This is a genomic window from Methylobacterium sp. P1-11, from assembly GCF_008329595.1.
GTDB lineage: Bacteria > Pseudomonadota > Alphaproteobacteria > Rhizobiales > Beijerinckiaceae > Methylobacterium.
Map to the genome: position 1 here is coordinate 14,780 of NZ_NPKS01000008.1, position 13,065 is coordinate 27,844.

General features: G+C 69.9%; 15 protein-coding genes and 1 tRNA gene. 6 read left to right on the forward strand and 10 right to left on the reverse strand.

Going from position 1 to position 13,065, the window contains the following annotated elements:
- The first annotated feature begins 53 nt into the window (after window positions 1–53).
- Entirely contained in the window at window positions 54–275 is a 222-nt protein-coding gene (locus CIW48_RS10070; RefSeq protein WP_012317941.1) for a YgaP-like transmembrane domain, read from the forward strand.
- A 207-nt stretch (window positions 276–482) separates the two neighbouring features.
- Here the strand turns inward: CIW48_RS10070 and CIW48_RS10075 are convergent, their stop codons facing one another.
- Complete coding sequence (locus CIW48_RS10075; protein ID WP_091779779.1) at window positions 483–746, reverse strand: GlsB/YeaQ/YmgE family stress response membrane protein; 264 nt, start codon at window positions 744–746, stop codon at window positions 483–485.
- A 182-nt stretch (window positions 747–928) separates the two neighbouring features.
- On the opposite strand from CIW48_RS10075, the gene CIW48_RS10080 reads away from it, so the two are divergent.
- Window positions 929–1,285 carry a RidA family protein gene (locus CIW48_RS10080; RefSeq protein ID WP_149310675.1) on the forward strand — a complete coding sequence of 119 codons (357 nt, stop codon included), beginning with the start codon at window positions 929–931 and terminating at the stop codon, window positions 1,283–1,285.
- Window positions 1,282–2,421, forward strand: a complete 1,140-nt coding sequence (locus tag CIW48_RS10085; protein ID WP_173009237.1) for a polyamine ABC transporter substrate-binding protein — start codon at window positions 1,282–1,284, stop codon at window positions 2,419–2,421. Before CIW48_RS10080 ends, CIW48_RS10085 begins: the two co-directional genes overlap by 4 nt.
- 489 nt (window positions 2,422–2,910) lie before the next feature.
- On the opposite strand, the gene CIW48_RS10090 is transcribed toward CIW48_RS10085, so the two are convergent.
- The 3 genes from CIW48_RS10090 to CIW48_RS10100 form a co-directional block, all read right to left on the reverse strand.
- Complete coding sequence (locus CIW48_RS10090; RefSeq protein WP_091779783.1) at window positions 2,911–3,324, reverse strand: DUF3597 domain-containing protein; 414 nt, start codon at window positions 3,322–3,324, stop codon at window positions 2,911–2,913.
- A gap of 121 nt (window positions 3,325–3,445) precedes the next feature.
- Entirely contained in the window at window positions 3,446–3,769 is a 324-nt protein-coding gene (locus CIW48_RS10095; RefSeq protein WP_149310676.1) for a hypothetical protein, read from the reverse strand.
- 28 nt (window positions 3,770–3,797) lie between these two features.
- Window positions 3,798–5,648: a DEAD/DEAH box helicase family protein gene (locus tag CIW48_RS10100; RefSeq protein WP_149310677.1), complete on the reverse strand. Its 1,851-nt coding sequence runs from the start codon at window positions 5,646–5,648 to the stop codon at window positions 3,798–3,800.
- Window positions 5,649–5,848: 200 nt separating this feature from the next.
- Here CIW48_RS10100 and CIW48_RS10105 point away from each other — a divergent pair.
- Window positions 5,849–5,932, forward strand: a tRNA-Tyr gene (locus CIW48_RS10105).
- A 17-nt stretch (window positions 5,933–5,949) separates the two neighbouring features.
- Here CIW48_RS10105 and ruvC read toward each other — a convergent pair.
- Together ruvC and CIW48_RS10115 are read right to left on the reverse strand one after the other, a co-directional pair.
- Window positions 5,950–6,573, reverse strand: a complete 624-nt coding sequence (gene ruvC / locus CIW48_RS10110) for a crossover junction endodeoxyribonuclease RuvC (protein ID WP_149310678.1) — start codon at window positions 6,571–6,573, stop codon at window positions 5,950–5,952.
- A 129-nt stretch (window positions 6,574–6,702) separates the two neighbouring features.
- Window positions 6,703–7,023, reverse strand: a complete 321-nt coding sequence (locus CIW48_RS10115) for a YnfA family protein (protein WP_149310679.1) — start codon at window positions 7,021–7,023, stop codon at window positions 6,703–6,705.
- Window positions 7,024–7,128: 105 nt separating this feature from the next.
- Between CIW48_RS10115 and CIW48_RS10120 the strand changes: the two genes are divergently transcribed.
- Together CIW48_RS10120 and CIW48_RS10125 are read left to right on the forward strand one after the other, a co-directional pair.
- On the forward strand, window positions 7,129–8,109 hold the full coding sequence (locus tag CIW48_RS10120) for a tyrosine recombinase XerC (RefSeq protein ID WP_149310680.1): 981 nt from the start codon (window positions 7,129–7,131) through the stop codon (window positions 8,107–8,109).
- A 262-nt stretch (window positions 8,110–8,371) separates the two neighbouring features.
- A complete protein-coding gene (locus tag CIW48_RS10125) occupies window positions 8,372–9,121 on the forward strand; it encodes a response regulator (protein ID WP_246695185.1) in 750 nt (249 codons plus the stop codon).
- Between the two features lie 24 nt (window positions 9,122–9,145).
- Here the strand turns inward: CIW48_RS10125 and lpdA are convergent, their stop codons facing one another.
- The 4 genes from lpdA to CIW48_RS10145 form a co-directional block, all read right to left on the reverse strand.
- Window positions 9,146–10,546: a dihydrolipoyl dehydrogenase gene (gene lpdA, locus CIW48_RS10130; protein WP_149310682.1), complete on the reverse strand. Its 1,401-nt coding sequence runs from the start codon at window positions 10,544–10,546 to the stop codon at window positions 9,146–9,148.
- 67 nt (window positions 10,547–10,613) lie between these two features.
- Window positions 10,614–11,369 (reverse strand): SDR family oxidoreductase, encoded by a 756-nt coding sequence (locus CIW48_RS10135; protein ID WP_149310683.1) that lies wholly within the window; start codon window positions 11,367–11,369, stop codon window positions 10,614–10,616.
- 7 nt (window positions 11,370–11,376) lie between these two features.
- Window positions 11,377–12,708, reverse strand: a complete 1,332-nt coding sequence (odhB, locus tag CIW48_RS10140) for a 2-oxoglutarate dehydrogenase complex dihydrolipoyllysine-residue succinyltransferase (protein WP_149310684.1) — start codon at window positions 12,706–12,708, stop codon at window positions 11,377–11,379.
- Window positions 12,709–12,755: 47 nt separating this feature from the next.
- Window positions 12,756–13,055: a YciI family protein gene (locus tag CIW48_RS10145; RefSeq protein WP_149310685.1), complete on the reverse strand. Its 300-nt coding sequence runs from the start codon at window positions 13,053–13,055 to the stop codon at window positions 12,756–12,758.
- Between the last annotated feature and the right edge of the window lie 10 nt (window positions 13,056–13,065).

A 13,065-nucleotide genomic window follows, 5' to 3' on the forward strand; every position in this document is an offset into this window, starting at 1 on the left:
GAACGGGGCGCCGGATGCCGCGTTCCTCCGCGACTTCCCAACCGGAGACACACATGGCCAACGACATGATGCACGACATCTTCAGCGGACAGCCGAACCTGTCGACGACGGAGCGCGCCGTCTCGGTGGCTTTGGGCCTGGGCATCGCCGCCGCTGCCGCGCAACCCCGTCCCAACAAGCTCCTGAGCCTGCTCGCGCTCGTGGTCGGCGTCGGCCTTGCGGTGCGCGGCGCAACTGGCCACTGCGCCGTGAAGGCCGCCTCCGAGCATTTCTGACGCCGGCAGCTTCGGTGGCCGGGCGATGCCGTCGTTGCGTGCGAAGCGTAGCAATCCAGGCAGCGCTACGCTTACCGACCACGGTTTGCCCTGGGTCACTTCGCGTCGCTCGTGATGACGGGATTTTGCCGTGACCCGCGCCATGGAACGCAAAAAAAGGGGCGCCCCTTGGGGCGCCCCTTGTCGTTTCCGGACTTGCCGGAAGGATCAGTAGGTGGTCGTGCGGCGGCCGGCGATCAGGCCGTAGATGAACAGCACGACCACGGCGCCCACGATGGCGCCGATGAAGCCCGCGCCCTGGTTCGGTCCATACCAGCCGATGGCTTGGCCCAGGAAGGTCGCCACGAAGGCGCCGACGATGCCGAGGATCGTGGTCAGGATGAAGCCGGCGGGCTCGTTCGGGCCTGGCATGAGGAACTTGGCGATGACGCCGGCAACAAACCCGATAATGATGGTCCAGAGGATACCCATGACAAACCCCAAGGCGTGACTGTCGATGGCGGCAGAACGCTTCGAGGCCCGCGACGGTTGCCCGCACCCTGCCCTGTGATGACGATTTTCCTCGGGTTCCCGCGTCGCGTGCGCGCGTGGCCCTTTACGGCTAAGCCGGTGCGGCGGCAGATACGCCGATTCTCAAGGGTATGGAGACCGGTATGGACATTCAGCGGATCGAGCCGGGCAAGCGGATGTCGCAGGCCGTCACCTTCGGCGACATGGTCTATCTCGCCGGGCAGGTCGCCGCGGACACGGTCGGCACCGGGGTTACGATCCAGACCCAGCAGATCCTGTCGGAGATCGACCGGCTCCTGGCTGCCGCCGGCAGCGACAAGGCGCGCATCCTCTCGGCTACGGTCTATCTCGCCGATATCGCCACCTTCGCGGAGATGAATGCTGCCTGGGACGCCTGGGTTTCCCCGGAGAACCCGCCGGCCCGCGCCACCGTCGAGGCCGAGCTCGCGGCGCCCGAATATCTCGTCGAGATCGTGGTCGTGGCTGCGAGGAGCCGGTGAGCGGCCGCCGTCGCTCGATGCTGGCGGCCGTCGCGGCCGCCCTTCTGGCCAGCGTCATCGGGAGCGCCCTGGCGGCCCTCCCCTTCGCGCGGCCGGCCTCGGCCGCCGAGGAGCGGGTCCTCAACATCTACAACTGGTCGGATTACATCGACCCGAAGGTGCTCGAGGCCTTCACCCGCGAGACCGGGATCAAGGTCGTTTACGACACCTACGACAACAACGAGATCTTGGAGACCAAGCTGTTGGCCGGCCGGTCGGGCTACGACATCGTCGTGCCCTCGGGGCCCTACCTGCAGCGGCTGATCCGAGCCGGCGCCTTCCTCCCCCTCGACAAGTCCAAGCTGAAGAACCTCGGCAACCTCTGGCCCGAGGTGACCAGCCGGCTCGCGGCCTACGATCCCGGCAACACCTACGCCGTCGACTACATGTGGGGCACGACCGGCATCGGCTACAACGTCGCCGCATTGCGCGAGCGCCTCGGCGCCAACGCGACAGTGAACTCCTGGAATGTGGTCCTCAATCCCACCTCGGCGAACAAGCTGAAGGAATGCGGGATGATGATGCTCGACAGCCCAGAGGACCTGATCCCCAGCATGCTCCCGGCCTTCGGCGCCAAGGCGGATTCCAGGCGCTGGGACGACATCACCCTGGTGACCGATGCCCTCTACAAGGTGCGCGGCGCCGTGCGGAAGTTCCACTCGTCGGAATACATCCAGGCACTGGCCAACGGCGATATCTGCCTGGCCGTCGGCTATTCCGGCGACATCATGCAGGCCAAGCGCCGGGCCGAAGAGGCCAAGAACGGGATCGACATCGCCTACGTGGTCCCGAAGGAGGGCGCGCTGATGTGGTTCGACACCTTCGCGATCCCGAAGGATGCCGCCCACCCGGCCGAGGCGCTGGCCTTCATCGACTACATGATGCGGCCCGAGGTAGCGGCGGCCAACACCAATTTCGTATCCTATGCCAGCGGAAACCTCACGGCGAAGAAGTTCGTGAAGCCCGAGATCCTGAGCAATCCCGGTATCTACCCGGACGAGGCGACGATGCAGCGCTTGTCCATCAACACCGCCTGGGACGACCGCACGCAGCGCTACGTCACCCGGCTCTGGACCCGGGTCCGCACCGGGCGCTGACGCAGATTCCCGCCGGGGCCCGTCAGCGCCCCGCATCCGTGGGGAGGCCGACGAGCCAAGCGCGGACCGCCGCGCGCGTCTGCCGCGCCGCGCCGTTGACCAGGCGATCGGGGAGTGAGGAATACTTCTGGCGGGTCTTCTGCTGCGTGGTGTGTAAGGCCGGATCGGGCCGGCCTCGAGCCGTCTCAGTACCCACGGCTTGGCCGCGCCAACCGGCGCTGCCACGTGCAGCAGCGCGTTATCGGTGTCATCGACCCGGTCCGGATCTGCGCTTACCTGCAGCGGCAGCGTGATCTGCATCTCGCGGCGATTCTGAGCGGCGCGCCGCAGCGGCGTCCGATGACCGCGGATGCTGGCCGGGTCAACCAGCGCGCCGTTCCGCAGCAGGATCTCAAGATCGTCGGCCGTATAGGCCAAGAGGCCAAGACACCGCCGCGAAGGCCGGTGAAGACCTTTGCGGCGATGCTCCGAGAAAATCGGACGGATGTTCTAGTGCTTCAGATCGTCCGGAACCTTGCCGCCATTCTCCGCGAGTTTCTGCATGACCTGCTTGTGCAGCCAGATGTTCATGCTCGCCGAATCCTCCTTGTCGCCAGTGTAGTGCAACTCGTCAGCGAGCTGCTTGCGCGAGGCGAGGCCGGAATCGAGACCCAGAAGCTTCATCAGGTCGACGATCGAGTGGCGCCAGTCGAGCTTCTGCGGGGTCTTCTCGGCGAGGCTGGTGAGGACCGCGGCCACGTCTACGGGCTCGCTGCCGCCTGCGGTTCCGGGGGCGGCCGGGGTGGACGGGGTGCTCGTGCCGGCCGGACCGCCGGAGCCGGCGCTGGGCGCAGGGGCGGCGTCCGCGGTCCCTCCGCCGAACGGATGGAGGATCTTGCTGACGATGCTGCCGAGGAGGCTCATGGATCCGCTCCGAAATTCGAGGCCCGATCTCCGCGTCGGGCGGCCATTCAACTGGCTGTGAGGCGGGGCGTTCCGAGATCAGGACACCGTCGGGCGGTCGGCCCCGCGCTGGCATGGACGTTCAGGAGGATGTCCAGAGGGCGGCGATGAGCGCCGTCCGCTCCTCCGCGGGCGTGCCAAGCGGCCCAGGGCGGCCGGCGCGCCCGTACCAGTAGCGCGCATTGCCGTCGTCACCCTCGATCCGGTGGAGATGGGCATGCACCCAGGCGGCGTCGGGGCCGACAGCGTTCTGAACGAGGTGGTGCGCCCGGTCCCAGGCCACGGAGTCTGATCGGGACGTATCCCGGGCGAGCCACCAGAGCGCGGCGAGCGCGGCGGGCCAGCCGGCCGGCGGCTCGGGTGCGGTGAGTGTCGTGGCGAAGGCGGCGGGCAGGCTCTCGGTCACGGCTGTCTCTCCTTCCACGGCTCCTTCTTCAGCGTCCGGCGGCGCGCTCCAATTGCCAGCGGCCGCGGCGCTGCCGGGCGGACCACGCGTAGCGGGCGTCACCGTCGAGGCGGTCGAGATGATCGGAGAGGCGGTTGCGTTCAAGCCAGGACAAGGCCGCTTCCAGTTCGGGCAGGGTCATGGTCGCGCGGCCCTTGCCGAGCACGCGTTTGAGCACGGCGTTGTAGCGGTGGGCGAGATTGCCGCCGCGGGGCACGCGCAGGGAGGTCTCGTCTTCGACCGCTTGGGCCGCGACCGCCGCGGCGAGCCGCTGGCGCAAACTCCGCTCGGTGACGGATGGCGGTTCGGGCGCAGGCGCCGTCGGGACGGGTTCGGGAAGGCGCGGACGCAGCAGGGCGTAGCGCAGCCCGATCGCATTGCTCTCCAGGGGCGTGATCCCGGCCGGCTCGTCGTCGCGCCAGCGGGTCCGCTCGGGCACGACGGCGCTCGCCGGCCGCTCCCGAGGCGGCCGGACGCTGCTGCCCTGCTCGGTCTCAAGTTCCAGGCGGAACCGGGCGAAGAGCGGGTCGTCGGGGTGGAAGATCAACGCCTGCTGCCCGTCATAGGAGCCCGCATGCGGATCGACCCGGGTGGCCCGGGCGAGCATCTGCTCCAGCCAGGGCCGGGACCGGATATGGGTCAGGGCCGCGACCACCGCGACCTCCGGGGCGTCGAGGCCCTCGTAAGCCATGGCCACCGTCACCAGCACTGCCGGCTCCGGCGTGAGGCGGAACGCCGCCAATGCCGCGTGGGCGTCGCCCTGGCCGGAGGTCGCGAGGCGGACGTCGCGCTCGCCCTGCCCGGCCGGCATCCATTCCCGAAGGGTCGTCAGGTACGCGCGTGCGCTCGCTTGGTCGGGGGCCACCACGAGGAGCTTGCCGAGTCCCCGCGCCGGCTCGCCCGGCGGGAGGTTCCGCTCGGCCCGGCGCCGGGCGCGCAGGCGCTTGGTGGCGAAGAAGGCCTCGCTCAGCAGGTCGCGGGCGAAACCGGTCCGCAGGGCGGTGAACAGAGCCGGCCGCGTGGTGATCCGGACCGAGCCCGCGCCGAGCCGGTGCGGCCCGACCCGCGGGCTGTCGCCAGCGATCCGGCCGCCTTCCAGCCAGCTCGCCTCGCCGTCGATGGCGCCGAACGTCACCGGCAGCACCGCCAGTTCGGCCAGCGCCTGCGCCCGCGAGTAGCCGATCACCGCGAGGCCGGGGGCGTCGAGGTCGAGTTCCGGCCCACGGCCGGGCAGGGCGGGCTGATAGGGCAATCCGAGGATGCGCCGCCCGTCGGCCCGCTCCAGCGTCCCGGAGAGGTAGAGGCGAAAGGCGGCCGCCTCCATGACGGGCAGCATCGCGCGGGACCACGCTCCCGCCTCCGCGTCCTCGGCGGCGGTCTCGTCCGCTCCCGGCCGTCCGGGCACCGGCAGGTGATGGACCTCGTCGACGACCAGCAGGGTCCGGTGCGCCTGGGCTTCTGCGAGGTGGAGCGCCGGGGCGGCCGCCACCGCCTGATAGGTGGTGATGTAGCCGGCCAGGCCCCGCGCGGGGTCCCGCTCGTTGTCGGCGGCCCGCACGCTGAGGGCGTGCCCAAAGGTGGCGCGCCACAGCGGATCCGCGAAGGCCTCTTCGGCCTGCAGCCTGAGGGAATCCCGCGGTACCACCCAGACGACGCGTTCGACGAGCCCTGCGGCGATCAACCGGTGCGCGGCGATCACCGGGAGCAGCGACTTGCCGCCGCCGGGTGTGACCGCGGCCAGGATCTTCCGGACATGGGCCGCCTCCCCGCTCGCCATGGCCGAGACCAGGGCCATCAGCGTGCGCTGGTGCGACCGCAGGGACGGGGCGGGACGGGTCAAGGGCCGGCGAAGCAGGGTGACATCCGCGCACCGTGGCCGATCCGGATTCCTTTGTGAATCCCCGGAGTCGCGGAACGTTCGCGTTTTCGTCCTGGCGCCGGACGGTAGAGGTTGTCCAGCTGACCGGCTCGGCTCACCATAAGCGTTGACACCCGGCCGCCCCCTCACCATAAGGGCGCCGCGGGTGAAAAACCCGCCTTGGGGGAATGTCCCGAGCGGCAAAGGGGGCGGACTGTAAATCCGCTGCGTAAGCTTCGTAGGTTCGAGTCCTACTTCCCCCACCAAGTTCTTCCCGATCCCGTCAGCCCTGTTTCGCCAGCGCGGCCTCGATGCGCGCGGCGGCGGCCGCTGAGAAGCCCTTTCCTTCGAGCCCCTGTCCCGCGGCCGCCTGGCCGGTGAGCGAACGGCGCTTGCCTCCCGGCAGGTGCGCCTGTCGCAGGGCATGGGCGTCCCGGTGGCTGGCATGGGTGATCGCGATGGCCAGCGCGTCGGCCGCATCGGCGACGCGGAATTCGGCCTTCGGCAGCAGGAAGCGCACCATCGCTTGGATCTGCACCTTCTCGGCATGGCCGGAGCCCGCCACGGTCTTCTTGATCAGGTTCGCGGCGTATTCGAACACCGGCAGCCCGGCGAGGGCCGGCACCACCAGCGCCATCGCCCGGGCATGGCCGAGCTTGAGCGTCGCCTGCGCGTCCTTGTTGACGAAGGTCTCTTCCACAGCGACCTCGTCGGGCCGCACGGTTTCGACGATGCGGCTGATGCCCTCGAACAGCTCGCGCAGGCGCAACGCGAGCGGCAGGTCGCCGTCGGAGGTCACGACCCCGCAATCGCCGTAGGTGAGCTTGGTACCCTGCGCGGTGATCAGGCCCCAGCCGGTGCGGCGGAGCCCGGGATCGATGCCGAGGATACGGATGGGGCTGGTCATGACGCTCCGCGGCTCGGTGAATGGCCCGACGCTGCCGTACGTATCGTGAACGCCCGGTTACACCAAGGTGCCCGAAGCCGATGGATCGGCGCACCGGACGCGCCTGCGCCATGGACTGCCGTGCCGGGCTTAGCCTCGGCGGCCGAGGAGGATGAGCGCCGTTCCGATCAGGCAGACCACGCTGCCCGCGAGGTCCCAGCGGTCGGGCCGCTGACCCTCAGCAAGCCATAGCCACAGGACGGAGGCCGCGACGTAGACGCCGCCATAGGCCGCGAAGGCGCGTCCGGCCGCCGGGCTGTCCACCAGGGTCAGGAGGACCGCAAACGCCGCCAGGGATGCAAGCCCCGGCAGTGCCCATAAGGGCGACCATCCGAGGCGCAGCCACGCCCAGAACGCGAAGCAGCCGGCGATCTCGGCGAGGGCGGCGGCCGCGTAAGCGAGGAGGCTCATCGGACCAGGTTGGCACGGCGTGCCGCGCCGGACGAGCCCGATCAACGGCGCGGCACTGGGATCCGCATTAAGCTCCCGGCAAGGATCATCCGGTCGATTGGTGTCATGAGCACGCATGCGAGCACGCACGAGGCCGAAGGCGATCGGTTGCTGTTTCCGGGCGATGCCCGCCTTCGCGATGCCGTCCGGGCCTGGACCGAGGGACTGGCGCGCGAGCGGCGGATGTCGCCCAACACCGTCGAGGCCTACGCGCGCGACCTCCGCCAGTTTCTCCACCACCTCGCGTCGCGGCAGGGCACGCCGACGATTCCGATGCTCGTCGGGTTGAAGGTGCGGGACATCCGCGCCTTCATGGCGGCACGTCGGGCCGACGAGGTCTCGGGGCGCTCGCTGATGCGCATGCTCGCGGGCCTGCGCTCCTTCGCGCGCTTCCTCGAACGGGAGGGCTTCGGTACCGTCTCGGCGCTCGGCGGCGTGCGCTCGCCAAAAGTCCCGCGGCGCCTTCCGCGCCCCCTGCCCGTCGCCGCCGCCGTGGCGCTGACCGATACCGCGATCCGCGCCGGCGAGGAGCGCGAGCCCTGGATTCTCGCCCGGGATGCCGCCGTGCTGGCCCTCCTCTACGGCGCGGGCCTGCGCATTTCCGAGGCCCTGGGCCTGACCCGCCGCGACGCGCCCTTGCCCGGGATCGATCAGGTCACCGTGCTCGGCAAGGGTGGCAAGCAGCGCATGGTACCGATCCTGCCCGTGGTGGCGCAGGCGGTGGCCGACTACGTCGCCGCCTGTCCGCTGCCGCTGATGGCGGAGGGGCCGCTCTTCCTCGGCGCCCGCGGCGGCCCGCTCTCGCCGCGGATCATCCAGTACACGGTGGCCCGCGCCCGCGGTGCCCTCGGCCTGCCCGAGAGCGCAACGCCACACGCCCTGCGGCACTCCTTCGCCACGCATCTTCTGGCCCGCCAGGGGGAATTGCGCGCGATCCAGGAACTCCTCGGCCACGCCTCCCTGTCGACGACCCAGCTCTACACGCAGGTCGACGCCGCCCGTCTCATGAGCGCCTACGCGGCGGCACATCCCCGGGCGGGTCGCTGATCACATTTGCTGGAAACTTCTTCTTCGAGGCAGATCAACACCGGCAATAGGCGCATTGTCCGATCGCCGCAGTGCATTGACGTGATCTTTAAGAGCTTCGTCACGATCTCCAGCCAATATCTACGCCGGACATGGGATCGGCTGGGCGGGCGTCATGGAGCTTGAGGTCGGGAGGGCGCCGGCACGTGTCGTGATTGCGGATTGCGATTCGGCCCGCCGCAGCTCTCTGAGAGAGATCGTCCTGCGCTTTGATCCCCATGCCGTGATCGACGAGGCAACGTCCGGTCAGGCCCTCTGTGACATCCTGCTCCGCCACCGCCCGACCCTGGCCTTCGTCGGGCTTCAGCTCGACGACCTCAGCGGACCCGAAGCGGTCGCGGTGGCGCGCCGGGCGGGCGCCGAGCCCCCCTGCCTGGTGCTGGTCGCGACCCGCGTCCTGCCGCACTGGCAGGACATCGCAACAAGCCTCGGGGCCTACGAGGTTCTGAAGACGCCCCTCGATCCGAGTCATATCGAGCAATTGCTGCATGCCGATGCCCGCCGCCGTGCACCGACCCGAGCCTTGCTCGCCTGCTCAACGCCAGCGGGGCGCTCGGCCATCAGCCGCGTCGTGGCGCGCAGCGGTTTCGCCATCGAACTTGACGAGACGGATGACGGCCGCCACGCCCTGAAGCAGCTGAAGCTCGCCGCCTACGACTTCGCCTTCATCGACGTGAAGCTTGCCGGCATCGATGGGATGGAACTCGCCTGCCAGATCCAGCCGCTGGGTTTCTCCACGCGGATCACCCTGCTGACCACGTCCGAGCTGGAGCCGGTCGCCCAGGCCGGGCGCTATTTCGGGGTTGATGCGGTGCTGCGGATGCCGTTCTACGCCCGCGATATCGACCTCGCCCTGCACAATGCCTTGGGCTTGCGCAGGCCGTATCTGCTCAACGCCCTGACGGCCCCGCCGGCGCCGAGCGCGCTCCTGCGGATCGCCGACCTGCCGAACGCCCGGCGCAAGATCGCGTGATCCTGCGCCGGGACGGGTTGCCGGTCAGACGTGGATCGCGCGCTTGTTCACCGCCAGCGCGGCTTCCTTCACCGCCTCGGTGAGGGTCGGGTGTGCGTGGCAGGTGCGGGCGATGTCCTCCGACGACGCGCCGAACTCCATCGCCACCGCCACCTCGGCGATCAGGTTGCCGGCATCGGCGCCGACGATGTGGACGCCGAGCACCCGGTCGGTCTGGGCGTCGGCGAGAACCTTCACGAAGCCGTCAGTGGTGCCGTTGGCCTTAGCCCGGCCGTTGGCCGTGAAGGGGAACTTGCCGGCATTATAGGCGACGCCGTCCTTCTTCAGCTCCTCCTCGGTCTTGCCGACCGAGGCGACCTCCGGGAACGTGTAGACCACGTTGGGGATCACGCCGTAATTCACGTGGCCGGACTGACCGGCCAGCATCTCGGCGATCGCCACGCCCTCATCCTCGGCCTTGTGGGCCAGCATGGGGCCGGCGATCACGTCGCCGATGGCGTAGATGCCGGTGACGTTGGTGGCGTAGTGCGAATCCGTCAGGATCCGGCCCTTGTCGTCGCGCTGGACGCCGACCGTGTCGAGGCCCAGGCCCTCGGTGTAGGGCACCCGGCCGATGGCCACCAGAACCACGTCGGCCTGCAGGGTCTCGGCCGCGCCGCCCGCGGCCGGCTCGACCGTGACGCTCGCGCCCTTCTTGCCGACCTCGACGCCGGTCACCTTGGTGGACAACTTGAAGGCGATGCCCTGCTTGGTCAGGATCCGCTGGAACTGCTTACCGACCTCGCCGTCCATGCCGGGTAGCACCCGGTCGAGGTACTCGACCACGGTGACCTCGGCGCCGAGCCGGCGCCAGACGGAGCCCAGCTCCAGCCCGATCACCCCGGCGCCGATCACCAGGAGCTTCCTCGGCACCCGGTCGAGCTCGAGGGCGCCCGTGGAGGAGACCACGACCTTCTCGTCGATGGTCACGCCGGGCAGGCGCGTCACGTCCGAGCCGGTGGCGATGACGATGCTCTTGGTCTCGAGCATCTGGTTGCCGCCATCCTCCGCGATGACCTCGACGCGGCCGGCGCCGGCGATCCGGCCGGTGCCGTGGAAGGTGTCGACCTTGTTCTTCTTGAGCAGGAACTCGACGCCCTTGGTGTTGCCCGCCACACCCTCGGCCTTGAAGGCCATCATCTTCTTCAGGTCGAGCTTCGGGGTGCCGACGTCGATTCCGAGATCGGCGAAGTGCTTGTTGGCCTCCTCGAACGCCTCCGAGGCGTGGAGCAGCGCCTTCGAAGGGATGCAGCCGATGTTGAGGCAGGTGCCGCCGTGTGTCGCGCGCTTCTCGACGACGGCGGTCCGCAGGCCGAGCTGCGCCGCGCGGATCGCGCAGACGTAGCCGCCGGGGCCGGTGCCGATGACGACGAGATCGTAGGACATGGAGGTTCGCTTCCGCTCGGTCGTGCCGCGTGCGAGACGGGCAGGGAATGTCAGATGGGGCTTGGCCTCAGCGGCCGCCGCCGATGTCGAGGATGGCGCCCGTGGTGTAGGAGGCCTCGTCCGAGAGGAGCCACACGATCGGCGCGGCGACCTCCTCGGCGGTGCCGGCCCGGCCCATGGGGACGCCGGGTCCCAGGCGCTCCACCCGGTCGGGCTCGCCGCCGCTGGCGTGAATCTCGGTGGCGATGATGCCGGGCGCCACCGCGTTGACCCGGATGCCCTCGCCGGCGACCTCACGGGCGAGCCCGATCGTCAGCGAGTCGATGGCGCCCTTGGAGGCGGCGTAGTCGACGAACTGGCCGGGTCCGCCGAGGCGCGCCGCCACCGAGGACAGGTTGACGATGGCGCCGCCGGCGCCGCCGCGCTTGGTCGACATGCGCCGGATCGCCTCGCGGGCGCACAGGAAGCTGCCGACCACGTTGGTGGTCATCATCCGCTGCAGGCGCTCCACGCTCATGTCGGCGACGTCGGACTTCACGTCGACCACGCCGGCATTGTTGACGAGCGCCGTCAGGCGGCCGAGCCCGTCGGCCGCCTTGAACAGGGCGAGGACATCGGCCTCGCTGCCGACGTCGCCCTTCACGGCGAGCGCTTGCCCGCCCTTGGCCGCGATCGCGTCCACCACGCCCTGCGCCGCGGCGGCGTCCGACACGTAGCTCAGGCAGACCGCGTAGCCGCGCTCCGCCAGGAGCAGCGCCACCGCGCGGCCGATGCCGCGGCCGCCGCCGGTGACGATCGCGACCCTGTTCTCAGCGCCCGACATGACAGCCTCAGAGGTCCAGCACGAGGCGCGCCGGATCCTCCAGCGCCTCCTTGACCCGCACCAGGAAGGTCACGGCCTCCTTACCGTCGACGATGCGATGGTCGTACGACAGGGCGAGGTACATCATCGGCCGCGCCTCGATCTTGCCGGCGCGGACCACGGGGCGCTCCTCGATGCGGTGCATCCCGAGGATGCCCGATTGCGGCGCGTTGAGGATCGGCGTCGACATCAGCGAGCCGTAGATGCCGCCGTTGGTGATCGTGAAGGTCCCGCCCTGCATGTCCTCGATGGAGAGCTTGCCCTCGCGGGCCTTCTTGCCGAAGCCGGCGATCTTCTTCTCGATGCCGGCGATCGACAGGTCGTCGGCGTCGCGCACCACCGGCACGACGAGGCCCTTATCGGTGCCGACCGCGATGCCGATGTGATAGTAGTTCTTGTAGACGAGGTCCTGGCCGTCGATCTCGGCGTTGACCGCCGGCACATCCTTCAGGGCGCCGATCACCGCCTTGGTGAAGAAGCCCATGAAGCCGAGCTTCGTGCCGTGCTTCTTCTCGAAGATGTCCTTGTACTGGCTGCGCATCGCCATCACGGCCGACATGTCGACGTCGTTGAACGTCGTCAGCATCGCCGCCGTGTCCTGCGCGTCCTTGAGGCGGCGCGCGATGGTCTGGCGCAGCTTCGTCATGCGCACGCGCTCCTCGCGCGCGGCGTCGTCCGGCGCCGAGGGCGCGCGCGGCAGGGTCGGGCGCGCCTCCTTGGCGGGCGCCGACGGGGCCGGGCCCTTGGCGATGGCGCCGAGCATGTCGCCCTTGGTGACGCGGCCGTCCTTGCCGGAGCCGTTCACCGACGACGGGTCGACGCCCGACTCCCGGGCGAGCTTCGCCACCGCTGGGCCGTTGTCGCCGACGGGGCGCTGCTGAGCCGCGGGGGCGGCGGCATCGCCGTGGTTGCCGTAGCCGGCGGAGGATTCCTGGGCCGGCGCCTCGGACTTCGCGGGCGTGGCGGCCTTCGGGGCCTCGCTCCGGCTCTCGGCCTTGGTCTCGGCGGCCTCCTTCGAGGCCTCCTTCGGGGCGGCCTTCTTGGCCGTGCCACCGCCGGCACCGGCCTCGACGATCGAGCCGAGCAGGGCGCCGGGCTCGACGGTCTCGCCGTCCTTGACCAGGATCTCGCCCAGCTCGCCGGCCGCCGGGGCGTTCACCTCCAGGGTGACCTTGTCGGTCTCCAGCTCGACGATCGGCTCGTCGGCCGCGACCGCGTCGCCGGGCTTCTTGAACCAGCGGCCGATCGTGGCCTCGCTCACGGATTCGCCGAGGGTCGGGACGAGAATGTCGGTTGCCATGCTCTTCTGCCCCGCGGGGGGCCTCCTCTGGATGTCGGGCCGCGACGTCAGCGCCGCAGGATCAGGGATGGAACGGGCGAGACGGTGTACCGGAAGCCTGCCTGCGCCATCAGGACGGGATCCGCTTCGCCGAGCGCCTCGGCCTGTGCCGCGTCGGCCGCCTCGACCAGGGCGAGGCCCCAGGTGCCGCCGGGCTCGAAGACGGGCCCGACCGCGATGGCGGCTCCCGCCTCCGCCTGCTCCATCCAGTAGCCGGAATGCGCCGAGAACTGCGCCTTCTCGGCCTCCGTCGCGTCGAACGGGAAGCTCGGGCGGGGCGGTTCCAGGCGGAGCAGGAAGTAGGCCATGGCCGGACGA